This window comes from Bradyrhizobium sp., from assembly GCF_004799445.1.
Taxonomy (GTDB): Bacteria; Pseudomonadota; Alphaproteobacteria; order Rhizobiales; family Xanthobacteraceae; genus Bradyrhizobium.
This window is the reverse complement of record NZ_SSNA01000137.1, coordinates 53,417-79,334: the sequence shown is the minus strand read 5'-3', so window position 1 is coordinate 79,334 and position 25,918 is coordinate 53,417. Positions and strand designations below refer to the sequence as shown.

Below are 25,918 nucleotides of genomic sequence, written 5' to 3'. Positions count from 1 at the left end.
AAGGCAACGCCAACGATATACTGGAAGCCGATCGGTCGGTTGCCTCCGGGCGCACCATGGATCAGATCGCCGCCGGCAAAGGCAACGCGCCAAAGCCGTTCATGACGGCGAAGTCCAAACGCGCCAGCGCCGATGCGGTGTGGCATTCCAACCGCAGCGATGTCGTCACACAGCCCGCCGCGCCCGCGAGCGCGCAAAAGGGCAGGAAAGTCGCGGCAATGCCGGATTTCGTCGCGCCCCAGCTTTGCACCTTGGTCGACCATCCGCCGAGTGGGGAGGGCTGGTGCCACGAGATCAAATTCGACGGCTACCGCGTGCAATTGCGGGTCGAGGGCGGCGAGGCCATGCTCAAGACTCGCAAGGGCCTGGACTGGACCGACAAGTTCGCGACAATCGCGAAACAGGCGAGCGCGCTGCCCGACGTGCTCATCGACGGCGAGATCGTTGCGCTCGACCATCATGGCGCGCCGGATTTTTCCACGCTGCAGGCGGCAATATCCGACGCCAAGACCGACAAGCTGGCGTTCTTTGCATTCGACCTGCTGTTCGCCGAGGGAATCGATCTTCGCGCGCTGCCGCTTTCCGAGCGCAAGGCGCAATTGAAGGCGTTGCTGGAAAGGCGGCCCAGGCGCAAAGCCGGATTGATCCGCTATGTCGAGCATTTCGAAGTCGACGGCGAGGCCATGATGGAGTCGGCGCGCAAGCTGTCGCTGGAGGGCATCGTCTCCAAGAAGCTCAATGCGCCCTACCGTTCCGGCCGCTCCGAGAACTGGACCAAGGCAAAATGCCGCGCCGGGCACGAGGTGGTGCTGGGTGGCTGGAAGACCACCAACGGCAAATTCCGCTCGCTGATGGCCGGCGTCTATCGCGGCGATCATCTGGCCTTTGTCGGGATGGTCGGCACCGGCTTCGGGCAGGATACGGTCAGGCGGATCATGCCGGCGCTGAAGGCCAAGGCCTCGGATCAGAACCCGTTCGGCGGCAAGGACGCGCCGCGCAAAACCCGCGACGTGCACTGGCTGAAGCCGGAACTCGTCGCTGAAATCGAATTTGCGGGCTTCACCGACGGTGGCAATATACGGCAGGCTGCGTTCAAGGGGTTGCGACAGGACAAACCCGCCGACGAGGTGAGGGCAGAGACGCCGACCATGCGCAAGATCGCCCAACCCGCCACGAAGGCTGGGACCAAGCTGAGCAAAGTGCGCGCCGGGTCTTCGGCGAACAAATCCGCCGAGGTGATGGGCGTCGTCATCTCAAAGCCCGACAAGGAGCTGTGGCCCGACGGCGGCGACGGCAAGGGCGTGACCAAACTCGATCTCGCCCGCTATTTCGAGGCGGTCGGCGGCTGGATGATAGGTCATCTGAAGGGCCGGCCTTGTTCGGTCGTGCGCGCGCCCGACGGCATCGGCGGCCAGACATTCTTCCAGCGCCACGCCATGCCCGGCACATCGGACCTGCTGGAACTGGTCAAGGTCTCCGGCGACCGCAAGCCCTATCTGCAGATCGACCGGGTCGAGGGGCTGGCGGCGGTGGCGCAGTCGGGCGGTCTCGAGCTGCATCCGTGGAATTGCGCACCGGATGCGCCGGATATACCGGGCCGGCTGGTGTTCGATCTCGATCCCGCTCCCGACGTCGCCTTTGCCGAGGTGATCGAGGCCGCCAAAGACATGCGGCAGCATCTCGACGCCCTTGGTCTTCAGAGCTTCTGCAAGACCACCGGCGGCAAGGGGCTGCACGTCGTCGTGCCGCTGGCGTATGGCGCAAGAGACAAGGTGAGCTGGAAAGAAGCCAAGGCGTTTGCGCAAGGCGTCTGCCAGTGGATGGCCAGTGAAAATCCCGAACAATATCTGCTCAACATGTCGAAGAAGCTGCGCAAGGGAAAGATCTTCCTGGATTATCTCCGCAACGATCGCTTGGCGACCGCGGTGGCGGTGCTGTCGCCCCGGGCGCGCGACGGCGCGACGGTTTCGATGCCGCTGACCTGGGCGCAGGCGCGCGGCGATCTCGACCCGAAACGCTTTACCGTCCGCACCGTGCCGGCGCTGCTCGCCAGGACCAAGGCGTGGCAAGGCTATGATGGCGCGGCGTCGTCGATAAAGGGAGCGATGAGGAAACTGGCGGAGAAATTATGATTTTTGCGCCACTCTGTCGTCGTTCCGGGGCACGACAAAAGCAAGCGAACCCGGAGCCACAATCACGATCGTGACTATGGATTCCGGGTCTGCGCCAATTGATGACTGCGGCTCAAAGCCTTCCGAGCAACAGCAGGATCAGCAAGATGACGATGACGAGCCCAAGGCCGCCGCCGCCATAATATCCGGTGCCGTAAAACGGTCCGCCGCCAATGCCGCTAAAGCCGCCCAGCAATGCGATAACAAGAATAATGAGAATGATCGTTCCGAGTGACATAAACCTCTCCTCCAGCCCGGCAGTCGGCACTGTTGCTCTGCCTTCGGCCGGGGAAACAAATTGGAACTCGGAAAGTTCCCGTGTTCCGGGGTGCCAACGCCGCGCCCTGTTTTTTTGAAGATGCGGAACTAGATGCAGTGACGTGGAAACAGGAATCCCAGCATGTCCGCACCTCTCGTCGTTTCGATTCCGCACAGTCTTGGCCGCGAAGAGGCAACCCGCCGTCTCAAGGCAGGGCTGTCCCGCGCGGCCGCCAGCATCCCGGTACTGAAGGTCGATGAGGAAAGATGGGAGGAAAGCCGCATGATCTTCCGCCTCCGTGCGCTCGGGCAGGCGGCGTCGGGTCACCTCGATGTGGCGGACGACCATGTCCGGCTGGAAGTGACGTTGCCCTGGCTGTTGCAGCGATTTGCGGAAGCGGCGCAGGTCGCGATCCGCAACCGGGGCCACCTGCTGCTGGGCAAACGAAGCTGACGCGATATTCCGCGTCGCAGCATAAAGGCTGTGAAGAAGAAAGAAAAAAGCAGCCGCAATGCCGCGTCAGCTTGTCGTTAACGAAATCGGACGACCATTGACGTCTGCGCGGAAGAAGGGAACCGGCATCGAGTCGGCACGACATCCGCCAGGCCGCTCGGCAGTCGATCCCGGGCGGCCTTTCATTTTCCGGGCGCCGCTTGGCCAAACGAAGCTGAACGATCGCGATCAGGCGAATTACTTACGTTGCCGCGCCGGCCTTGCAGCGCCGACATATCTCGCCTTCAGCACCGCGACAGGAAGCTGCTGGAACAGCGCGGAGAGAGGCACTTCCGCAGCCCCGGCTGTGCCGCCGATGCCTGCCACGGAATAGCCGTTGATATGAAGCGTGCCGTCGAAAAATTCCGCGCGGGGCCAGACCCGGCCGCCTTCCGACAGCGGGCCGAATTTTCTTGCCACGGCGGATATCACGGCGTGACGGCCATGGCGGCGCGCAAAGGCGATCACATGATCGCGGTGCGGTCCGCTGACCTCGAGCGGCTCGTAGTCGCCAAGCGCGAACGTTTCGGCATGCTCGGTCCGCAGTTTCAGCAGGTGCCGGGTCCAGGCCAGCTTGATATGGCCGTCCGGCCAGTGTTGGGCGAGGGCTTGCCAGTCGGGCCTCTCGGTCGAGGCCAGCACGGAGGCGCGTTCGGCAAAATCCACCGGCCGCCGGTTATCGGGATCGACCAGCGACAACTCCCAGAATTCGGTGCCCTGATAGAAGTCGGGTATGCCGGGCATCGTGGCCTTCAGGGTGATCTGACTGAGCGAATTCAGCGCACCCAGCAACGCGATTCGCTGCGCCAGATTTTCCAGAGACCCCAGGAACTCCGCGGCAACCGAAGGATCCAGGATTCGTGCGATGAAAGTTTGTACGCCCGCCTCGTAAGCCTCGTTGGGGTTCAGCCAGCTGGTTTCCTGCTTGGCCTCGCGCGCGGCCTTCACCGCATAGGCCTGCATCCGCTCCACCAGCGCGTCCCTGCGCTGGCCCAATGGCCATGCGCCGAGCAGCGCCTGATACAACATATACTCGCATGTCGCAGAGGGCGCGCGCATCGTGCCCTCGGTGACGAGGTGCGGCGCGTTGAGGATCTTCCAGCGGGCAACCGTGCTGGTCCATTCGCCCGGCAGCTCGGTCAGCGTCATCAGCCGGGCGCGGGCGTCTTCGCCGCGCTTGGTATCGTGCGTCGCGGTTGCCGTCATGCCATGCGGCCAATCCCGGGCGCGAATCCTCATGATCCGGTGAAAGGCTTCGATCGAAAGCGCCGACGCCGACGGTTCGCCGCCGACCTCGTTGAGCGCAAGCAGGCGGTGGACGCGGTAGAACGTCGTGTCCTCCAGCGATTTTGCCATCAGAGGGCCGGTAAACTGCTGCACCTTCAGGGCAAAGCGGCGCACGCGCGGCGTGCTGTGTGGCGCGCGGCCCGGCATGATCAGATCCATCGTCAGGGCATCGCGCAGAAAATCGAACAGGCCTTCGTCGGCGGCGAACCAGTCGGCGCGCGCCTTTTCGATTGTGTCCGAGATCAGTGCACGGTCATCGTCCGATGCGCCGGCCGGCGTGAGATAGGTTCGATAGATCGGAAGATGCAGCACATAAAGTTCCAGCGCCTGCCGCAGGCTGTCGGCGGAGAAGTCGCGCGTGGAGTAGTGGCCCGCGGCGATCCGCGCCAGCAGTCGGGCGAGAACCGTGAACTCGCTGGTCAGCAATGTCTCGAGAACCCGGCGTTTGGCGTCCTTCAGGACAGGCCCCAGCCCCGGGGCCATGTTGCTGATCTGCCGCCAGGTCTCGTCGAGCGGGTCGAGGCCCGCGCCGTCGATCAGCACCCGCGTGATGGTATTGAGCGCCTCGTAACCCGTAGTGCCCTGGACTCCCGCGAAGGGACGCAAGGTTTCGTGCTCACCGAGGATCTTCTCCACCACGACATAGAACGTCCCGGCGGTCTTGCCCTGCGCCGCCCGGACCAGCCGGTGCAGTCGCTGGAAATACTGGGCGGGATCGCTCAGGCCGTCGATGTGGTCGAGCCGCAGGCCCTGAAGCTTTCCCTCCGCGATCAGCTTTCTGATCAGGCGGTGAGCGGCGTTGAAGGTGCCAACGTCTTCCACCCGCAAGCCGGCGAGCGAATTGACGTCGAAAAACCGACGATAGTTGATGTCGCTGGAAGCAAGCCGCCAGTGACCGAGCTTGTAATGCTGGCGTTCGAGAAGATGATGCAGCACAAGGGTCTGCGCCGGACGATCCGGCCCGGCCCGATAGGCGGCGAGCCCGCGGGCGATCAATTCGGCGCTTCCGGCGATGTCCTTCAAAGCCGCCTTGAAGGCGGGCGCTTCCTTTCGATTGGGATGGCGCAATCCCTTGTAGCGCGAGGCGGGGTCGAGAATGTGTTTTCCGGCCGTGCTGCTCTCCGCGGCCGCTTCCTTGACAATCGTGTGCAGGATCTCGCCGTACCGTTCGGGCGCGATCGGCAGGCGGTGCTCGAAATACCAGGCCGAGAAGCTGCCTTCGCTGGCGTCATAGCGCAGTTCAATCTCGCCCTTTTCAAGTGCCTGGCCATAGGACGAACCGAGTATCGGCAATAGCACGCCGCCGCGCGCCCGGTAGGGCAACAGCTCCCAGTCAATGTCAAAGGACACCGCATGCGGCGAGGCCTCGCCCCATTCCAGCACGTCGAGCCACCATGGATTGTCGGCGAAATGCACGCCGACGTGATTGGGGACGAAGTCAAGAATGAGACCGAGGCCGTGCTGCCGCAGGGCTTCGCTCAGCCGCTCGAAACCGGCGTCGCCGCCGAGTTCCGGGTTGATGACGGTGTGGTTGACGACGTCGTAGCCGTGGCTCGAGCCCTTGCGCGCCTCCGTGAAGGGCGACGCATAGAGATGCGTGATGCCGAGTGCCTTCAAATAGGTCACGACGGCCGCGGCGGCGTCGAAATCGAAATCCCCGGTGAGTTGCAGGCGGTAGGTGGCAATCGGGACGACGGCACGCATCAGCGTGTCTCCACACGCCAGAACACCGACCAGGGCGTCATGACCTCACGGGGCGTACCGCCCCAGATCGGGATGCCCCGTGTTTCACCGGGCTGGCCGGTGGTCTCGCGGTTCGACAGGTTAGCGGTTAGCTCGAGCCTTGCGCCATCGCCCAGGCGCCAGCTCGCCGTCAGCATGCCGTTATCAGCCGCGTCCGCCTCGCCAAAGGCGGCATTCGCAAGCCGGGGAACGATCTCCTGCCGGCGTACCGCGAGAAGTTCCTGTACCAGCGCGAGCCGTTGGCGTTGCGCCGGGTGGTTGCGTGATTGCCAATCCAGCACCGCGGATTGAAATGTCGACTGCTCCAGCGGGTCAGGAACCTCATCGCCAAATTCCGCATAGGCCCAGGCGTATTCCCTGCGCCTCCCCTTGCGGACAGCCTCGGCGAGATCGCCCTTGAAATCGCAGAAGAACGGAAACGGTGCTTTCGAACCCCACTCTTCGCCCATGAACAGCATCGGTATATTGGGCGCGAGCAGGGTAATCGCCAGTGCCGCCTCGATCGCCTCAGGGCTCACATGGCTCTCAAGCCGGTCGCCGAGGGCGCGGTTTCCGATCTGGTCGTGGTTCTGCAGAAAGTTGACGAAGGCGGTGGGCGCAAGCGTGCCGCTCGGTTCGCCACGCGATTGGCCGCCGCGATGCGCGGAGGCCTCGCCCTGATAGATAAAGCCGGAGCACAATGCGCGGGCGACGTCGCGGAGCGGCGAGCGTTGATAATCGCAGTAGTAGCCTTGCGTCTCGCCGGTCAGCGCGACGTGCCAGGCGTGATGATAATCGTCGTTCCACTGCGCGCGGTATTGGCCGCGCGGCGGGTCTTGAACAGGATCCAGAACGCTGACGCGATTGTCGTCGTTTTCAAGCACCAGATGGATATGGCGCCCGGTCTCCGCGGCAAGGTTCCCTGCGGCGACGCTGAGATCGTGCAGCATGGAGATTTCACCGAGTTCGGTGATGCTGTGCACGGCATCGAGCCGCAGCCCGTCGAAGCGGAATTCGCGCAGCCAGTACAGCGCATTCTCGATGGCGAAGGCGCGCACCTGCGGGATCCGGTAGTCGATCGCGCTGCCCCAGGGGGTCTGCGCTTCCGTGAAGAAGTTCGGCGCATAGCGACCGAGGTAGTTACCCTCGGGGCCGAAATGATTGTAGACCACGTCGAGAAACACCATCAGCCCGCGCAGATGGGCTTCGTCGATCAGGGCTTTGAGATCCTCAGGCCGTCCATAGGCGCTGTCGGGCGCGTACCACAGCACGCCGTCATAGCCCCAATTGCGTGCGCCGGCGAAATCCGCGAGCGGCAGCAGCTCCAGCGCGGTGATGCCGGCCGCTGCCAGATGATCGAGCTTGTCGATCATGGCGCGGTAAGTGCCCTCCGGCGTGAAGGTGCCGACATGGGCCTCCAGCAGGACGGTTTCGCGCCAAGGCCGGCCGCGCCAGTCCGAGGCCCGCCACCGGAGGCTCGAATGGTCGATCACCTCGCTCGGACCGAAGACGTCGTCTGGCTGGAATGCCGAAGCCGGGTCGGGTACGTCGATCTCGTCGTCGATCCGGAATTTGTAGCGGGTGCCGGCCTTTAGGCCGGATATGTCGGCGGCAAACCAGCCATCCTCGCCGCGTCTCAGCGGATGAGGCCGATCCAGCAGCAGATCGACACGCTTGGCCGCCGGCGCCCATAAACGAAATGCTGCACCATCTGCCGTGAGCCTTGCACCGAATTGCCGCTCATTCATGTCGAACCCGAAAAGGCAAGCACCGAACGGGGAGGCGCTTTGGCCTCGCTTCCCGATGCGAAATCCGCGACCGTTTGTCTAACGTCGGCGGTGTTCAATAGTTGCTGCCAGCTCTTGTATTCCGGCATCTTCGGCAATGTGAACGTGATCTCTTCGGGCGCCGCGTTGAGGACGATGAACAGCGGGGGCTGTCCATGCTCGATCGGCCCCAGCACGTAGGCGAGAAACCGACCCTCCGGAAATTTCCAATCCTGCTCCTTCATCTCCTCGGCCGCTGGCGTCAGCCATAACACGCCGTAGGATCCATCGGCACGCCGTCCATCGAGCCAACGGCGGGCACGGATTTGCGGAAAGCGCCTGCGTATCTCGGTCATGTGGCCGACGAAGTCGGTGAGATTGTCGCCCTCGCGCTTGAGGCCCTCCCAGCCGACCCAGCCGATTTCGTTATCCTGGCAATAGGCGTTGTTGTTGCCATTCTGCGTGTTGCCGACTTCATCGCCGGCCAGAATCAGCGGCAGGCCCTGCGCGAGCAATAGACAGGCGAGCTGGTTTTTCCGCAGCTGGCGGCGCAGCGCCGCAATCGCCGGGTCGTCGGTCGGGCCTTCATGGCCGCAATTATTGCTGTGGTTGTCGTTGGCGCCGTCGCGGTTGTCTTCGCCATTGGCCTCGTTGTGCTTCACGTTGTAGCTGAATAAATCGGCAAGCGTGAAGCCGTCGTGCACGGTGATGTGGTTGACGCCGGCGCGAGGGCTGCGGCCGTCACGATTGAACAGGTCGGACGAGCCGGTCATGCGGCTTGAGACCTCGCCAATCAGGCTGCCTTCGCCACTCCAGTAACGGCGCATCGCGCTGCGGTAGCGGTCATTCCACTCCGACCATTGCGAGGGAAAGGCGCCGACCTGATAACCGCCCATGCCGAGGTCCCAGGGTTCGGCGACCAGCTTGACGGAGGCGAGCACCGGGTCCTGCCGGATGGCGGTGAGAAAGGCGCTGTTGCGGTCAAAGCCGTTGGGCCCACGCGCCAGCGTCGTTGCCAGATCGAACCGGAAGCCGTCGACGTGGCAGACCTCGACCCAGTAGCGCAGTGAATCCATCGCCATCTGCAGCACGCGCGGATGGGTGAGATTGACCGAGCTGCCGCAGCCGGTGAAATCGTCATAGAAGCGCGGATTGTCCGGCTTCAGCCAGTAATAGGAGGCGTTGTCGATGCCGCGGAACGACAGCGTCGGGCCCATATGGTTGCCCTCGGCGGTGTGGTTGTAGACGACATCGAGCATTACCTCGATGCCGGCATCATGCAGCCGCGCCACGGTGGTGCGAAAGGCGTCGAGCGGATTGTCCTGCGAATAGCGCGGCTCAGGAGCGAAGAACGATAGCGTATTGTAACCCCAGTAGTTCGACAGCTTCTTTTCAACCAGCGTGCGGTCGTCGACCAGGCCGTGGATCGGCAATAATTCGATGGTGGTGACGCCAAGGCGCTTGAGATGCTCGATCATCGCCGGCGAGGACAGGCCGCCATAGGTGCCGCGCAGGTTCGGCGGCACGTCCTCGCGTTTCTGCGTCAGGCCCTTGACATGGGCCTCATAGATGATGGTGTCTTCCCAGGGAATGTTGGGGCGCATTTCGCGGCGTCCCCAATTGAAGGTCTCGTCGACCACGACGGCTTTCGGCATGCCGCGCGCGTTGTCGCGCCGGTCGAACGAGAGGTCCTCGCGCGCGCTGCCGGTACGGTAGGCGAAATGGGCATCGCTCCATACCAGCCGCCCGGCAAGCCGCCGGGCGTAGGGATCCAGCAAAAGCTTGTTGGCGTTGAAGCGGTGGCCATGCTCGGGTTCGTAGGGTCCGTGAACGCGATAGCCATAGAACTGCCCGGGCGAAACGTCGTTCAGATAGCCGTGCCAGACGTCCTCGCTGCGTTCGGGTAATTCGATTCGCTCGAGTTCGCGGCGGCCTTGGCTGTCGAACAGACAGAGTTCTACTTTTTGCGCATTGGCGGAGAACAGCGCGAAATTGGTGCCCCGGCCGTCCCAGCTTGCACCGAGGCGTGAGGACGATCCGGCAGACAGTCGCATGCTTAGCCTTCCGGTACGAGAAAGATGGCGGCCAAAGGCGGGATGGTGAGGTTGAGTTCAGGCGCCAGGCCATCCAACGTCCGGACTTCGCCGACGTTCCCGACATTGCTGCCGCCGTAATGGGCGGAATCCGAGTTGAGAACCTCGCGCCATGCGCCGGCGAAGGGCACGCGGACGCGATAGTTGTAATATACATTGGGCGAAAAATTGGCGACGACGAGACAGTGCGCCCGCGCATCCCTGCCTTTGCGGATCCAGGCGAAAACGTTGCCATTCGCGTCGTCGGTCACGACCCATTCGAAACCGGATGGATCGCAATCGAGCTCGTGCAGCGATGGCAGCTCGCGATAAAGTTTGTTCAGATCGCGGATCAGGGACTGGACGCCGGCGTGCTTGTCCTGTTCGAGCAGATGCCAGTCGAGCGAGTGGTCGTGATTCCATTCACGCTCCTGGCCGAACTCGCAGCCCATGAACATCAGCTTCTTGCCGGGATGGCCGAACATGAAGGCGTAATAGACACGCAAGTTTGCAAAGCGTTGCCAGTCATCGCCTGGCATCCGTCCCAGAATCGAGCGCTTGCCGTGGACTACCTCATCATGCGACAGCGGCAGGATGAAATTCTCGGAAAACGCGTAGTGCAGGCCGAACAGGATGTCGCCGTGATGATATTTGCGGTGGATCGGATCCTTACTGATGTAATTCAGCGTGTCGTGCATCCAGCCCATATTCCATTTGTAACCAAAGCCCAGCCCGCCAAATTCGACCGGCCGCGATACGTGCGGCCACGCGGTCGACTCTTCCGCCGCCGTCGTGGCCTGCGGAAAGCGGGCGAAAACCTCGGTGTTGAAGCGGCGCAGGAAATCGATGGCATCGAGATTTTCCCGGCCACCATATTTGTTCGGGACCCAGCCGCCGGCGGGACGGCTATAGTCGAGATAGAGCATTGAGGCGACGGCATCGACGCGCAATCCGTCAATGCCGTAACGCTCCAGCCAGAACAGCGCGTTCGACACCAGGAAATTGACCACTTCCGTGCGGCCGTAATTGTAGACCAGCGTGCCCCAGTCGAGGTGCCGGCCCTGCAGCGGGCTGGCGTGTTCGTAGAGCGCGGTGCCGTCGAACTTGCCGAGGCCGTGCGGGTCGTCGGGAAAATGTCCGGGCACCCAGTCCAGCATCACGCCCAGACCTTCACGATGGCAGGCGTCGACCAGCGCGGAGAAATCCTCCGGGCCGCCGAACCGGCTGGTGGGCGCGTACAGGCCAGTCGGCTGGTACCCCCATGAGCCGTCGAATGGATGTTCACTGACCGGCAGAAATTCGACGTGGGTGAAGCCGAGATCCCTGACATAACGCGGGAGCTGCTCGGCGAGGTCGCGATAGCTCAGCCACTCGTTGTTGCCCTTGCGCCGCCAGGAGCCGAGGTGCACCTCATAGATCGACATCGGCGCGCTCAGCGCATTGACGTTGGAAGGGGCCGGCCGTGGCCGCGGCAGCTTTGCCTCGTCGAAAACGATGGAGGCGGTGTTCGGGCGCATTTCAGCGGCAAAGGCCAGCGGATCCGACTTCAGCGGCAAATGCTGGCCGTGCCCGCCGATGATATCGAATTTATAGCGGTCGCCCGGGATGGCATGGGGCACGAACAGCTCCCAATAACCAAGGCCGCGCACGCGCATCGGATGCCGCCGTGCATTCCAGAAATTGAAATCACCGACAACGCTGACCCGCTGCGCGTTGGGTGCGAGCACGACGAATGCAATCCCACCGACGCCTTCGAGCGTCATCGGATGCGCACCGAGCTTGTCGTAGAGCCGCTGATGGGTGCCTTCGCCGAGCAGATACAGGTCAAAATCCGTCAGCACCGGCGGAAAACGATAGGGGTCGTCGATGTCGACCACGGTCTCGCCGAAGCGGGCGCGAAACTGGTAGCGCCTGGATCCGTTGGGAAGCGCGCCGGCGAACAGCCCATCATCGTGAATGCGCGTCAGCGCCGCTGCTTCGCCAAGTTCGTCGACGGCGTCGACCCGGGAGGCCTCCGGCAGGAATGCGCGCACCACGGTCCTGTCGCCCTCGGCATGAGGGCCGAGGTACTGAAAGGGGTCGGAATGGCGGCCCTCCACGATCGCATAGGCCTCGGCGGAAAGCTTGGTCATGCGGCCTCGTTTTGACGATGAGACAAAATGCGAAGCACGCCGGTCAGCGGGACCCGCAGCCATTCGGGCCTTTGGGCCAATTCGTATTCGAGCTCGTTGAGCGTTTGTTCAAGCATGAAGAACTCGAGCATCTGGCCGGCGGCCTGGGGATCCGCCGGCCAGAGCGGCGAATTTGTCGTGACCTCACGATAGGCGGCAAGAAAAGCCGTAGTCGAGCGGTCGACCCATTCCGTCAGCGCCGCGGCAAGCCGGCCGTGCTCATCGGGTGCGAGATTGAGCGCGCGCCCCAGCGCCGCCGTCACCGAATAGTCGATCGACCGGATCAGGCCGGCGACGTCGCGCGCCGCGGGCGCCCTGCGCCGCCGCTCGTCAAGCGGTCGGCGGGGGTCGCCCTCGAAGCCAGTGATGAAGATATCGTCCTTGACGATCAGCATGCGGCCGAGATTGAAATCGCCGTGATGCCGGATGTTCAGGCCACTTGTATCAAGCGGAAGCAGCGCCTTCAGGCGATCAAGCAACGCCGCGCGTTGTGCCAGCGTCTGATCGACAAGCGGGCGATCGGCTTCGTTTATTTTATCTCGCTGCTGCTTCAGCGTATCGAAGAGGCGTTCCACGCGCGCGGCGGCCTCTTCGATCCAGCGCTGCACATCCGCAGGCCGGATCGGTTGAGGCGCAAAATCCTCCAATGCGGAACTCGAGGCGAGCGCGAGGTGCATCTCGGCGGCGCGTTTTCCCATTTGCGACATGTAGCGGAGATAAGGAACCTGCTCCTCGCTCTCGCCCGGATGTTCGCTAGCCGCCAGCACGCGCTGCTCGTCGACAAAGCGATCGAGATAGGCCGACGTCACGGCCCAGGCATCGCCCTGATTTTGAACGAGGGCATGAACGACTGCGATCGCGCTTCTGGTGTCGCCATCGACGAGTTCGACGCTGCCGAGCATTGCGGGGGTATTGGCAAAGTCTGCAACCTCGGTCAGAAACCGCCCGGTCTCGATCTCCGGATTGGCGCCGGACTCGAGTTTCCGGTAAATCTTCACGACGTAGTCATTATCCACCAGCGCGGCGCTGTTGAACTGGTCGGCTTCGATGGGTCGGATCTGTTCGGGCTGTTTGATCTGCCGGTCCGAGAATTTGCTGGTTGGCCTGAATTCAAGACGCATGCCGTTGTCTTCAATGTTCAGGGCCTCGCGGAGATTGCGTAGCAAAAGCGCGATGAAGATGGGATCGGTCGCGACATCCAGCAAGGTTCCTTCCCGCGCGCCCTGACGCACCGCCGCAAGCGCGTTGGGATTGTAGCGTTCGCGATCGAACCGCACCCACTCGATCTGCATCGGCAGGAGATACCGTGTCGTCACGCCACGCTGGACCGCTTCAAAGAATGCAAGCCATGGCCGATTGTCACCGATGTCGCAAAACGGGATGGCGGAGGTCAGGGTCGGATGAATGGCCGCCGCCGAACGCTCCGGATACCAGCGGGTGCGAGCCAGATGCCCGGGCAATACATCGCATTCGAATACAGTTCGGGTGCGGGCCAGCGAAACCCAGGTCGCGCCGAGCGGTACGACCAGAGTTTCGAATTCGGGCGCGATGCTCGGCGCGACATGCTCCGACTTGTCGCGTTCGCGGAGCTGAAACCAGTAGAATCCGTAGGGCGCCAGCGTGATCATATAAGGCAGCTCGCCGATCGCCGGGAAGCGGGTCCGGCCGAGCATTTCCAGGGGCACACGGTCCTTCCAGGCCGAAAGGTCGAGTTCGGTGGCCTGCGCCGATCGAGACAGGTTGGCGACACAGAGAATGACCTCATCGCCAAGCTGTCTTACGTAAGCGAGCACAGCGCGGTTGACCGGGCGGATAAACGTCATGCTGCCGCGGCCGAACGCCAATGTCGACTTGCGCACCGAAATCAGCCGCTTGGTTGCACTCAGCAATGACGACAGACTGCGCGACTGCGCCTCGACATTGACCGACTCATAGCCGTAGACCGAATCCATGATGATGGGGGCATATAGCCGAGCCGGATCGGCGCGGGAGAACCCGCCATTGCGGTCCGGCGTCCATTGCATCGGCGTGCGTACGCCGTTGCGGTCGCCGAGATAGATGTTGTCGCCCATACCGATTTCGTCGCCGTAATAGATGATCGGCGTGCCCGGGAACGACAAGAGCAGCGAGTTCATCAGTTCGATCTTGCGCCGGTCATTGTCCATCAGCGGCGCCAGACGCCGCCGAATGCCGAGATTGATGCGCGCCCGCGGGTCGTTGGCGTAGGTCGACCACAGATAGTCGCGCTCGACGTCCGTGACCATCTCGAGCGTCAGTTCGTCATGGTTGCGCAAGAACAGTGCCCACTGGCAATTGCTCGGGATGTCAGGCGTCTGGCGCAGGATGTCGGTGATGGGAAAGCGGTCCTCCTGGGCAATTGCCATGTAAATCCGCGGCATCAGCGGGAAATGGTAGGCCATTTGGCATTCATCGCCGCTGCCGAAATATTCCTGCACATCCTCCGGCCATTGATTGGCTTCGGCCAGCAGCACCTTGCCCTTGGCGTAGGCGTCAAGCTCGGCGCGCAGCCGCTTGATGATGGCGTGCGTCTCCGGCAGATTTTCGTTGTTGGTGCCGTCGCGCTCGCACAGATAGGGGATAGCGTCGAGACGGAAGCCGTCGACGCCGGTATCGAGCCAGCGCTTCATCACCTGGACGATCGCACTGACCACGCGCGGATTGTCGAAGTTCAGATCTGGCTGGTGCGAGAAGAAGCGATGCCAGTAGAATTGCCCGGCTTCGGGGTCCCAGGTCCAGTTGGATTTCTCGGTGTCGGTGAAGATGATCCGCGTGCCCGCATATTTCTGGTCGGTATCGCTCCAGACATACCAGTTGCGCGCGCTCGAATTCGGGTCGCTACGGCGGGCGCGCTTGAACCAGTCATGCTGGTCGGAGGTGTGATTGATGACGAGCTCGGTGATGACCCGCAAACCCCGCCGCTTGGCTTCGACGATGAAGCGGCGGAAGTCCTTCATGGTCCCGAAATCGGTATTGATGGCGCCGTAGTCGGCGATGTCGTAGCCGTCGTCCCGGCCGGGCGAGGGATAGAACGGCAGCAGCCACAGCACCGTCACCCCGAGGTCTTGCAGATAGTCGAGCTTCTCGGTCAGTCCGGCGAAATCGCCGATGCCGTCATTGTTGCTGTCGGCGAAGGCCTTGACGTGAAGCTGATAGATGATGGCGTCCTTGTACCAAAGCTCATCGCCGTCCAGCGCGGCCGCCGGCTGTTCCTTGGTATCGATGGATGACATCAGATTCATCATGGGGCCGCGCGCGTCTGACAGCGAAAGAGCAGGGCGGGATTATGGCGTTCTTCAAGCCGGATGGTAGCGCCGGGTGCGACGCTCTCGACAGTTTGAGCTGTTTTGTTCACGGTGATGCCGTTGCCATGGGAATGACGCCCCATTTCGATTGCGCGAAAGGAGACGCTGGGGACATATATAGAAAGCCGTTGGCCGGGCATTGGTTCCCGGGGAACGCCGGGGACGCCTGAGAGTTAAGCACGGCTATCCTCTTCCTGTATCTATAGAATTCACGACGGTTCCCTGCCGTTGTGTGCAAATGGCGTGCCGAATGGACCTTCTCATCCGAGCCAAAGACCTGGGTATCCAGACCGAATTTGTGGACGGTCAGGGTCACCGCCATGTGACGGACGCCGCGGCGTTGAGGATTATCCTCGATGCCCTGCCGCAGCGGACACCCTACCGGTTTCTCCGCGAGGCGGTGGTGATCCGGTCGGGTCTGCCGTCGCGAACCGAGCTCAATCAGGCTGCCACGTTCCCGCTGCGCTGGAAAATTGTTGCAGATCTTAAGGTTATCGCAGCGGGAGAGACTGGCGATCGGACCATCATCTGGCCAACCGATCTGCCGGAGGGGTCGTACCGGCTGCATCTGACCGACGCTTCCTCGTTTACGGAGGAGGCCCCCTTGATCGTCGCGCCGCCCGGGGCCTATCGAGGCGATTTCGAGCGGGGCTGGCTGATGGCGGTCCAGCTCTACGGCGTCCGCTCGGCGCGCAACTGGGGAATCGGCGACTTTACCGACCTTGAAGCGCTGATCGAATTGGCGGGCGATCTGGGAGCCGATGGCGTCGGGCTCAATCCCCTGCACGCTTTGTTCGATGACCGACCCGCCGATTGCAGTCCCTATTCGCCGAACAGCCGGCTGTTCCTGAATGCGCTGTATATCGATGTCGAAAAAATCCCCGGATTTCAGCCCGGCGAATCGGCCGGGAGCGCCGCCGCCCGGCTGAGGACCGGCGATATGGTCGACTACAAGGGCGTCGCCGAATTGAAATGGCGTGCGCTGCGTGCTGCCTTCGAGACATTCAGGGCGCGTCCTGCGGCCGACCGGAGCCGGGATTTCGACGCGTTTCGTGCCGAACGCGCGCCGCTGTTGTCGCGCTTCGCCTGCTTTGAGGTGCTGCGGCACAAATTCAACAAGCCCTGGTGGAAATGGCCGGAACAATGGCGGCAGCCCAATGAGGCCCAATGTGCCGGATTGCGTCGGGGACCGGACGCCGCCAAGGTTGAATTCATCGAATTCGTGCAATGGGCAGCGGACCGGCAATTGCGGTCCTGCCGGGATCTTGCCGGCAAACTCGGCATGAAGGTCGGTCTCTATCTCGATGTCGCGGTCGGCGTGCAATCCGACGGGTTCGATGCCTGGAACGAGCAGGCCGCCATTTCCCGCCATCTCGCCGTCGGCGCGCCGCCGGATCCGCTGAATCTGGCTGGCCAGAACTGGGGTCTTGCCGGCTTCAACGCCGCCGGCCTCGAATTGCAATCGTTCGAGCCCTATCGGGAAATGCTGCGGGCTTCGATGCGTTACGCCGGCGCGATCAGGCTCGATCATGTGCTGGGTCTGAAGCGGCTTTATCTGGTGCCGCACGGCTTTGCCGCCAGCAACGGCGCTTATGTGCAAATGCCGTTCGAGGCGCTGCTGGCGGCGACCGCGCAGCAAAGCGTGGCGCATCGATGCGTCGTCATCGGCGAGGATCTTGGCACGGTGCCGGAAGGCTTTCGCGAGAAAATGGCGGAGTGGGGAATCTGGTCTTATCAGGTGATGATGTTCGAGCGCGACGATCGCGGCGCATTTCGAGGCGTCGACCATTACACGCCGAATGCGCTCGTCACCTTCAACACCCACGATCTGTCGACCTATTCGGGCTGGCGCTCGTTCAGCGATCTCAAGCTGAAGCGGTCGCTCGGGATCGATCCCGGCGAGAGCGATGACGCCCGCTGGCATGCGCTGGCGATGTTGGGCGATTTGCTACGTCACCACGCCATCGACCGTCATGATCTGTACGCGGTCGTGGGCTTTCTGGCGAAAACCAAGTCCCGCCTGCTGGCGATCTCGCTGGAGGATCTGTTGGGCGTGATCGACCAGCCCAATATTCCCGGCACCGTGAACGAGCACCCGAACTGGCGGCAGCGGCTGCCGATTGCGATCGACGGGATTGGTGCTGTGATCGACGTTGCCGCGCTCAAGGTCGCAACCCGCGAGCGGACGCGCGCTATGGCCTGACGCGCGGCTTTTTGGCCGGTGAAGAATTTGTCCAGCAGAATAGAAGACTACGGACTGATCGGCGATTGCGAAACCGCGGCACTGGTCGGCCGCGATGGTTCGATCGACTGGCTGTGCTGGCCCGCGTTCGATTCCGACGCGTGTTTCGCGGCCCTGCTCGGCACGCGCGAGAATGGCCGATGGCTGATCGCGCCCGCGGAAGATGTCACGCAGTCTTCGCGCCGCTACTGGGACAATACGCTGATCCTGGAAACCCGCTTTGAGACCGCCAACGGCGCCGTCGCCGTGATCGATTTCATGCCGCCGCGCGGCGACGCCTCCGATATCGTCCGCTTGGTGCGCGGTGTCGCGGGCAAGGTGAAGCTGCGGATGGAGCTCGTGATCCGCTTCGGCTATGGCGCGGATACTCCCTGGGTCAAGCGCACCGAGGATGGCGCGCTGCTGGCGATTTGCGGGCAGGACATGACGGTGCTGCGAACACCGGTCGAGACGCGCGGCCAGGACATGACCACGGTAGCCGAGTTCGAAGTCAGCGAGGGCGAGGTCGTTCCCTTTGTGCTCACCTACGGACCCTCGCATCTGCCGCTGCCGAAGCCGATCAACCCCGCGCAGGCGTTGCAGGATACCGAGGGTTTCTGGACCGACTGGTGCAGCCGTTGCATCTACGAAGGCGAAAGCCGTGACCTCGTCATGCGCTCGCTGATCACGCTGAAGGCGCTCACCTATGCGCCGACCGGCGGCATCGTCGCCGCAGCCACGACATCGCTGCCGGAAAAGCTCGGTGGTGCCAGGAACTGGGACTACCGGTTCTGCTGGCTGCGGGACGCGACCTTCACGCTGCTGGCGCTGATGAACTCCGGTTATACCGAGGAAGCCTCGGCCTGGCACAATTGGCTGTTGCGCGCGGTGGCGGGCGGGCCGGCGAACATGCAGATCATGTACGGCATCATGGGCCAGCGCCGCTTGCTGGAGTGGGAGGTGGGCTGGCTGCCGGGCTACGAAGGCGCGCGACCTGTTCGGGTCGGCAACGCGGCCCATGCCCAGTTGCAGCTCGATGTCTACGGCGAGTTGATCGATGCGTTCCACCAGTCGCGCATGACCAAGTTGAAACTCGATGACGGGACCTGGGATCTCGAATGCACCGTGCTCGACCATTTGGCGGAAGTCTGGAACCAGCCGGACAGCAGCATCTGGGAGCGCCGTGGCGCGGCCAGGCATTACGTTTCGTCCAAGGTGATGACCTGGGTCGCGTTCGATCGCGGCATCAAGAGCGCCGAGAGGTTCGGCTTCAAGGCGCCGCTGGAAAAATGGCGCTCGTTGCGCGATACCATTCATCGTGAGGTCTGCGAGAAGGGCTTCGACGCCGCGCAGAACAGCTTTGTCGAATCCTATGGTTCGCAACTGCTCGATGCCAGCATCCTGCTGCTGCCATCGGTGGGCTTCCTCCCGGCGTCGGACCCGCGGGTTGCCGGCACGCTCGCCGCGATCGAGCGGCACATGATGCGGGACGGCTTCGTGCTGCGGCACGACCCGCGCGAAATTTCCGAGGAGCGGCAGCCGATCGAAGGCGCGTTTCTCGCCTGCACCTTCTGGCTCGCCGACGCCTTCGTGCTGGCCGGCGAGATCGACAAGGCGCAGGCGCTGTTCGATCGCGTCGTCGCCGTGGCCAACGATCTGGGTTTGCTGGCGGAGGAATTCGATTCCGGCGCGGGCCGTCAGACCGGCAACTTCCCGCAGGCGCTGACCCACATCGCGCTGATCAATACCTCGCATAACCTCTGCGGTGCCACGAAGCCGCTGGCGAAACCGGCGGTGCAGCGGTCGGAGTGAGCGCGAGGCGGCTAGCGACGACCGACGGGCTTCATTTGAAGGCCTTGATCGCCGCGTCGAAATTGACTTCCAGCGATTTGTCGTGATGCAGGATCGGCGGAATCTCGCGATCGATCTTGAGCAATTCGTAAACCGCCATCTGCGCGACCCGAACCGAATACTCGACCGTGAACACGACGTCCTCGGGAATTTCAACAAACTGGCTGACGAAGGCCAGATTCTTCGACGATTTCGGAACCGGCAACGGCCGGTCGGTCAGCGCACGCGGCATGAACATGCTGGTGATGTAAGGCAGGCGGCACGGAATGCAGATCGCCTTGGCGAATATCCTGCGGTCGAAATTGAGGTGACCGCAAAGCTCGTGGAGAATCTCGGCGCCAGTGCATTCCGACATCGGCTTGGCCACGAAATCGCCGATCCGGTCCGGGTGCAGGGCGTATCCCCAGAACACCTGAACGTCCGCGGGCTGATTGGCGAAATGCGGCTGATGCGCCAGCACCACCGACATCAACCATCTGGAATCCTTGAAGGTAACCTGGCCGCCGGTGCCAGCCTTGTTGCCGGAGAATGCCTCCATCCGGCCGAAAAAAGCGGCGTCCCTGAGCGTCACGGTAAACGATTCCCACCAGGATTCGGGAATGCTGCTGTTGAAAGCGGCGGGATTGCCAAACTCCGGACGGCCTTCGGCCAGTTTTTCCCACAGGGTCCAGCCGCCGCTCTCCTGCTTTGTCAGCTGCGCGGGAGCCCGCGTCATTGAACCGAAGCTCGATGCGTCGGTCATGGAGCCGTTCTGGAAGAAAACCAGGTCATCGGCGCTGATCGCAACGGACTCGGTCTCGCTCTTGCCGGCCCGCCTGATCTTGATCGCTCGGACGACAACCTTGCCAGCCTCGGACGCAAGATCGAAGTCGCTAACAACGCAGCCTTTCTGGAAATTCACGCCCTTGTCCGCAAGCCATGCCTGAAGCGGCCGAACCAGCGAGTCATATTGATTGAAGACCGTGCGTTTCACTCCCGCGAGCGTTTCAATGCGGGAGAATTCCTTGATGAATCTGTGCAGATAGCGCTTGAACTCGACCGCGCTGTGCCAGGGCTGAAAGGCAAAGGTCGTTGCCCACATATACCAGAATCTGGTCGTGAAGAATTCCGGCGAGAGCCAGTCGGTGATCGGGTCCGTACCCAGTTCCGGCTCACTCGCCATCATGAGCTTGAGGAGCTCCATCCGATCGGCCATCGAGAAACCCATCGAGGTCACGTCGACAACGGCGCGGTTGCGGTCGACCAGGCGCGCCTGGGAATGCGACTTCATCTTCTGGTTGAACTCGACCGTCTCGTCGAACACGGTCTTGCCCGGATTGACCAGGGACGGGATCGACTTGAACAATCCCCAGGTGCATTCATAATTGTCCGTCGTCAGCATCCGCCCACCGCGCAGGGTATAGCCATCTTCGGGGTTTCCTCCGCCATCGAGGCTTCCGCCCAGCACCGGCAAGGCTTCGTAAATCGTGATGTTGCCGCCCGGCAGGCCGCCATCCCGGATCATGAAAGCAGCCGCCGCCAGGGAGCCGATGCCACCTCCCACGAGGTATGCCTTTCTGTCTCCGATGGTCATGGCATGTTCCTTTCGAACGGCATTATGGGTTGGATCCCACCGTCGGGGCACTTGTGCTGCTGGAAGCTTGCGGCGACCTGCCCATGTCGTGCAGGGAGAGGACGCTGATATCTGCGTGTCTCGAATCGCTGGTCGTCGGGGAAGGCAGCCCGATGAGATGGCTGAGTGGTTCAGCCGCGATTAATTTCAACCATCGTTGGCGCGGTCGATCGTTGACATGGATCAATCACGATCCTTCGCGCGGAACACGAAACTGTTACGCGGGTAACCAATGAGTTGGTAAGAAGACGATCGTTTACCCCGCCTCGTTGTTCAGGATCATCTCAATCGCTCGTGCAAAACCGTCATCCTCGTTCGAGGCCGTGACATGGGTTGCCAGCTTCTTGACGTCGTCGGTGGCGTTGCCCATGGCGAAGGAGACGCCACTGGTGCGGAACATCGCCAGGTCGTTCTGCATGTCACCGATGGTGGCGACCGCATCCAGCGGGATGCCCAGGCGTCCGGCCATCGTCTGCACAAAGGTGCCCTTGTTGCAGCCCGGCGGGGTGACGTCGAGATAGTAACTCTGCGACCGCACCGCGGTCGCCTGCGCGCCCAGGGCTTGCTGCATGGCGGCTTCGCAGCGTTGCAGCAGTGCCGCATCGGCGCTGGCACCGACGATCTTGCAGGCCGATGCCAGATAGGGTGCAAAATCCGCGACGATGGTCGGATCGGCGCGGATCGCGCGCTTTTCATTTGGAACGTATTCGCCGTTGCCGTCGCGGGTGAGCCAGAGATCGCTGGTGAACAGCCAGATATCGACGCCGTATTCGTTGAGCACGTCCAGCGCGCGCTGCGTTGCGGGCGCCGGAATCAGGTGCTGCTCGATCGGCTTTAGCTGCGGATCGACGATGCAACTGCCGTTGAAAGCCCCGACCGGCAGCGTGATTTGCAACGGCTCGATCAGAAACCGCATGCCGATCGTCGGCCGGCTCGAGGTGATGGTGAAGCCGATGCCGGCCTCGTGCAGCCGCCGTACCGCAGCCTTGGCCCCGTCGGTCAGCGTCTTGTCCTTTGTCAGGAGCGTGCCGTCGACGTCGGAGACAACAAGGGCAATGCGGGTCATATGCGGTTCCTGGCGGGTCCACCGCGATCGGCGCGGCTGGTTTTCAGTTGGCGAACGACGTCTTCGACGATGCTCTCGACCGAAGCATCGATCGACACGATGACAGGGTTTTCGTCGCCAGCCGGCGGTTCCAGCGTCTTGAACTGGCTGTCCAACAGCCCCGGCGGCATGAAATGACCCTTGCGCCCGGCCAGCCGGTCCGCGATCAGGGCCGGCGTTCCGCAGAGGAAGACAATGCGGACGTCGCTTCGGCCATGCACCAACACGTCGCGATAGGCGCGCTTGAGCGCGGAGCAGGCGATCACGGCATGTCCGCCGCTCCGGCAGACCCTGTCGATCTCATCGGCGATCGCCTGCAGCCAGGGCCAGCGGTCCTCGTCGGTGAGGGGTTGGCCGGCGCTCATCTTGGCGACGTTGCGCGGCGGGTGAAACCGGTCGCCGTCCTCATACGCCCAGTTCAGCCGTTCGGCGAGCCTGGCCGCGATGGTGCTCTTGCCTGACCCGGATACCCCCATCACGATCAATGCGCATGGTGGCCCGCAAGCTTCGTCGTTCACGACGGTTCTCCGCCAAGCGCGGCACGATCCACCAGCAAGACCGTCTCGCCCGTGGAGCGCGCCCGCTTCGCCGGCAGGTTCTCGTCCGCGAACAGACGCGTCAAGATCGTGCGCTTCTCGGAGCCTGCGACTTCGAACAGCATTTCGCGGCAGGAGCCGAGCGCCGGCAAGGTCAGCGTGACCCGGGGCACGAACGGCTCGACATGGGCCTTGGGCACGCCGACCACCCAGCGTGTGGTCTCTTCGACGGCCGGATAATCCGGAAATAGCGATGCGGTATGGCCATCGGGCCCGACGCCCATCAGCACCACATCGAACAACGGCCGGGCGGGCTCAAGCTCGCGCGCGCCGTAGAAGGCTTGCAGCTCGTGCTCATAGCGGTGCGCGGATTCCTCGGGGCCAGCGGTGTCGGTCGGGATCGGGTGGATGTTGGCAGCCGGCGCATGGGAATCGAGAAAGATATCCCGCGCCACGCCCATGTTGTTGAGGGGATCGTTCGGGGCAACAAAGCGCTCGTCGCCGATGAACCAATGGACACGGTCCCAGGGGATCCGGCTGCGATAGCTGTCGGTCGCGAGCAACCGGTAGAGCTGTTTCGGGCTCGATCCGCCGGTCAGGCAAATCGCCGCCCGGCCACGGTTCGCGCCGATCCTTGCCAGCAGTCGCTCCGCGGCGGCGGCCGCAAGCGCAGCCGGATCGGCAACCCTGATAACCTTGCGTTGATTGTCATCGGCCATCGTCAGGTCAAATTCCGCCAGTTTCGGCCATCACGCTCGACCAGATCGTTGGCCTCTTCGGGCCCTTCGCTGCCGGGATCATAGATCTTCAGCCCCTTGGAGCCGGCCTTCTTCCAGGCATCCAGGAACGGCTGCACCGCCTGCCACCCGGCCTCCACGCTGTCGGCGCGCTGAAACAGGATGTTGTCGCCGATCATGCAGTCGTAGATCAGCGTCTCGTAACCGGTTGAGGGCTCGGCCCGGAAATAATCCTTGTAGCGAAATTTCATCTCGACGCCGTCGATCTCGATGGCGGGTCCGGGCACTTTGGTATTGAACTGCAGCGCAATGCCTTCGGTCGGCTCGGTGCTGATAATGAGAAAATTCTGCGACAACCGGTCCACGGGCGTGTCGCGGAACATGGCAAACGGCGCCTGCTTGAACTTGATCGCGATCTCCGTTCGTTTCACGCCGAGCGCCTTGCCGGTACGGAGATAAAACGGGACCCCGGCCCAGCGCCAGTTGTCGATCGTCAGCTTCAGCGCGGCGTAGGTCTCCGTGGTGCTGCCGGGGTTGACATCCTCGGTCTTGCGATAGTCCTCGATCTCGGTGTCGCCGACCTTGCCGGCGCGATATTGCCCGCGCACCGAATTGCGCAGGGCCTCTTCCTCGCTCTGGGTCTGGATCGCCGACAGCACCTCGGCTTTCTCCGACCGCACCGAATGGGCATCGAATTTCGCCGGCGGCTCCATCGCGACCAGCGACAGCAGCTGAAACAAATGATTCGGCACCATGTCGCGCAGCGCGCCGGTGGCGTCGTAGAAGCTGCCGCGGTGGCCGACGCCGAGCTTCTCGTCGACGGTAATCTGGATATGGTCGATGTGATTGCGATTCCAGATCGGCTCGAACATGCCGTTGGCGAAGCGCAGCACCAGGATATTCTGGACGGTTTCCTTGCCGAGGTAATGATCGATCCGGTAAATCTGGTGCTCTTCGACGAGCTTCAACAATTCGCTGTTCAGCGCTTTGGCCGACGCGAGATCGGTCCCGAATGGCTTTTCCACCACCAGCCGCCGCCACGCGCCGTTCTCGCTCAGCATGCCGGTGCGGCCGAGTTCCTGGCTGATCGGGAGGAAGGCGTTGGGTGGTGTCGCCAGATAGAACAGCCGGTTGCCGCCGGTCTTTCGTGCGGCCTCCAGTTTGTCGAGCTGTTCACGCATCTTATCGAACGACGCGGGGTCTTTCGGATCAGCCTCGATGCAGGTGATGCATCCGAGCAGGCGTTCGGCGATGGCCTCATCAACCTTGCGGGTGGCGAATTGGTGCAGGCCCTGCTTCAGGCTTGCGGTCAATTCCTCGCTCGACATGCCCTTGCGGGCGATGCCGACGATACAGAAATCGTCCGGCAGCAAGTCGTTTGCGGCGAGGTTGTAGAGTGCGGGGATCACCAGCCGGTGTGCGAGATCACCGGTGACGCCGAAGATCACGATGCTGCAGGAGTCGGGCTTTTTTTGTTTGGCTTGGGTAACCGTCATCTGTCTCAGGCCTTCGGACCGGGTTTTTTCGGCTCCCGGTGGCCGCCGAAACCGGCGCGCATCGCGGAGAGGATTTTTTCCGCGAAGGTATGCTCCTTGCGTGAGCGAAACCGCGCAAACAGCGCCGCGGTCAGCACCTCGGCAGGCACCGCTTCGTCGATCGCGGCGTTGACGGTCCAGCGGCCTTCGCCGGAATCTTCCACAAATCCCGAATAATTATCCAGCGTGTGATTATCCGCCAGCGCGGACGCCGTGAGGTCGAGCAACCAGGATGGGATCACGCTGCCGCGCCGCCACACCTCGGCGATATCGGCGATGTCGAGATCGAAGCGGTGCTCCGCCGGCAACGCCTCGATATTGGCATTCTTCAAAATGTCAAAACCCTCGGCATAGGCTTGCATCAGGCCATATTCGATGCCGTTGTGAACCATCTTGACGAAGTGTCCGGCGCCGACCGGACCGGCATGGATATAACCCTGCTCGATGCGCGGATCGCGTCCATCACGTCCGGCGGTACGCGGAATATCGCCGATCCCCGGCGCGAGCGCCGCGAAGATCGGATCCAGGCGATCGACCACCGCCTTGTCGCCGCCGATCATCATGCAATAGCCGCGGTCGATGCCCCAGACGCCGCCCGACGTGCCGACGTCGATATAATGGATGCCGCGATCCTTCAGGGCTTTGCCGCGGCGCACGTCGTCCTGCCAGAACGTGTTGCCGCCATCGATGATGACATCGCCACTCTCCATCAGTTTTGCCAGTGCATCGATCGTCGCCTCGGTGATCTTGCCGGCGGGGAGCATCACCCAGGCGGTGCGAGGTTTCTCGAGCTTCTTGACGAAATCTTCCAGTGCGCCCGAACTAACCGCGCCATCAGCCGCGATCGCAGCGACCGCCTTGGGATCCTTGTCGTAAACGACGGTCGTGTGTCCGTGCTTCATTAGCCGGCGGACGATATTGCCGCCCATCCGCCCCAAACCGATCATGCCGAGCTGCATTTTTGTAAATCCTTGGATTGGTTCAATTGACCTGGGGATTTTGCGTCGACATCACGGCAGCGGCGGTGAACTCGCTCTCCCATGGGGAGAGGGTTGGGA

The 25,918-nt window shown here is 62.6% G+C and carries 16 protein-coding genes; 4 read left to right on the top strand and 12 right to left on the bottom strand.

The genetic code is table 11. The annotated features are described in order from the left end of the window. The coding region (gene ligD, locus E8A46_RS19060; RefSeq protein ID WP_291564311.1) for a DNA ligase D at positions 1-2,132 on the top strand (2,132 nt) is incomplete at its 5' end. A 112-nt stretch (positions 2,133-2,244) separates the two neighbouring features. Here ligD and E8A46_RS19055 read toward each other — a convergent pair. Beyond that, positions 2,245-2,409 carry a DUF3309 family protein gene (locus E8A46_RS19055; RefSeq protein ID WP_076865768.1) on the bottom strand — a complete coding sequence of 55 codons (165 nt, stop codon included), beginning with the start codon at positions 2,407-2,409 and terminating at the stop codon, positions 2,245-2,247. A 162-nt stretch (positions 2,410-2,571) separates the two neighbouring features. Between E8A46_RS19055 and E8A46_RS19050 the strand changes: the two genes are divergently transcribed. Further along, complete coding sequence (locus tag E8A46_RS19050; RefSeq protein ID WP_291564304.1) at positions 2,572-2,883, top strand: polyhydroxyalkanoic acid system family protein; 312 nt, start codon at positions 2,572-2,574, stop codon at positions 2,881-2,883. 237 nt (positions 2,884-3,120) lie between these two features. Here the strand turns inward: E8A46_RS19050 and treY are convergent, their stop codons facing one another. Genes treY through treS form a run of 5 tightly spaced genes read right to left on the bottom strand, consistent with a single transcriptional unit; the run spans position 3,121 to position 15,200 of the window. After that, a complete protein-coding gene (gene treY, locus E8A46_RS19045) occupies positions 3,121-5,913 on the bottom strand; it encodes a malto-oligosyltrehalose synthase (RefSeq protein WP_291564301.1) in 2,793 nt (930 codons plus the stop codon). Then, positions 5,913-7,679 carry a malto-oligosyltrehalose trehalohydrolase gene (treZ, locus tag E8A46_RS19040; protein ID WP_291564298.1) on the bottom strand — a complete coding sequence of 589 codons (1,767 nt, stop codon included), beginning with the start codon at positions 7,677-7,679 and terminating at the stop codon, positions 5,913-5,915. Before treZ ends, treY begins: the two co-directional genes overlap by 1 nt. Then, a complete protein-coding gene (gene glgX / locus E8A46_RS19035; RefSeq protein ID WP_291564296.1) occupies positions 7,676-9,751 on the bottom strand; it encodes a glycogen debranching protein GlgX in 2,076 nt (691 codons plus the stop codon). The genes treZ and glgX overlap by 4 nt, the downstream gene beginning before the upstream one ends. Positions 9,752-9,753: 2 nt before the next feature. Continuing rightward, the gene (gene glgB / locus E8A46_RS19030) at positions 9,754-11,901 is read right to left on the bottom strand and encodes a 1,4-alpha-glucan branching protein GlgB (protein WP_291564294.1); all 2,148 of its coding nucleotides are present in this window, start codon (positions 11,899-11,901) and stop codon (positions 9,754-9,756) included. Next, the gene (treS, locus tag E8A46_RS19025) at positions 11,898-15,200 is read right to left on the bottom strand and encodes a maltose alpha-D-glucosyltransferase (RefSeq protein ID WP_291564324.1); all 3,303 of its coding nucleotides are present in this window, start codon (positions 15,198-15,200) and stop codon (positions 11,898-11,900) included. The genes glgB and treS overlap by 4 nt, the downstream gene beginning before the upstream one ends. 313 nt (positions 15,201-15,513) lie before the next feature. On the opposite strand from treS, the gene malQ reads away from it, so the two are divergent. Further along, on the top strand, positions 15,514-17,466 hold the full coding sequence (gene malQ / locus E8A46_RS19020; RefSeq protein ID WP_291564291.1) for a 4-alpha-glucanotransferase: 1,953 nt from the start codon (positions 15,514-15,516) through the stop codon (positions 17,464-17,466). Between the two features lie 27 nt (positions 17,467-17,493). After that, positions 17,494-19,296, top strand: coding sequence for a glycoside hydrolase family 15 protein (locus tag E8A46_RS19015; protein ID WP_291564288.1), 1,803 nt, complete (start codon positions 17,494-17,496; stop codon positions 19,294-19,296). Positions 19,297-19,327: 31 nt separating this feature from the next. Here E8A46_RS19015 and E8A46_RS19010 read toward each other — a convergent pair whose 3' ends face one another. The 6 genes from E8A46_RS19010 to gnd form a co-directional block, all read right to left on the bottom strand. Next, the gene (locus tag E8A46_RS19010) at positions 19,328-20,959 is read right to left on the bottom strand and encodes an oleate hydratase (protein ID WP_291564284.1); all 1,632 of its coding nucleotides are present in this window, start codon (positions 20,957-20,959) and stop codon (positions 19,328-19,330) included. Positions 20,960-21,203: 244 nt separating this feature from the next. Then, entirely contained in the window at positions 21,204-22,013 is an 810-nt protein-coding gene (locus E8A46_RS19005) for a Cof-type HAD-IIB family hydrolase (protein WP_291564281.1), read from the bottom strand. Continuing rightward, positions 22,010-22,528 (bottom strand): gluconokinase, encoded by a 519-nt coding sequence (locus E8A46_RS19000; RefSeq protein WP_291564321.1) that lies wholly within the window; start codon positions 22,526-22,528, stop codon positions 22,010-22,012. The genes E8A46_RS19005 and E8A46_RS19000 overlap by 4 nt, the downstream gene beginning before the upstream one ends. A 38-nt stretch (positions 22,529-22,566) precedes the next feature. After that, positions 22,567-23,307, bottom strand: coding sequence for a 6-phosphogluconolactonase (gene pgl / locus E8A46_RS18995; protein ID WP_291564278.1), 741 nt, complete (start codon positions 23,305-23,307; stop codon positions 22,567-22,569). 2 nt (positions 23,308-23,309) lie between these two features. After that, on the bottom strand, positions 23,310-24,821 hold the full coding sequence (gene zwf, locus E8A46_RS18990; RefSeq protein WP_291564275.1) for a glucose-6-phosphate dehydrogenase: 1,512 nt from the start codon (positions 24,819-24,821) through the stop codon (positions 23,310-23,312). A 5-nt stretch (positions 24,822-24,826) separates the two neighbouring features. Continuing rightward, positions 24,827-25,819, bottom strand: a complete 993-nt coding sequence (gnd, locus tag E8A46_RS18985; RefSeq protein WP_291564273.1) for a phosphogluconate dehydrogenase (NAD(+)-dependent, decarboxylating) — start codon at positions 25,817-25,819, stop codon at positions 24,827-24,829. Positions 25,820-25,918: the final 99 nt, after the last annotated feature.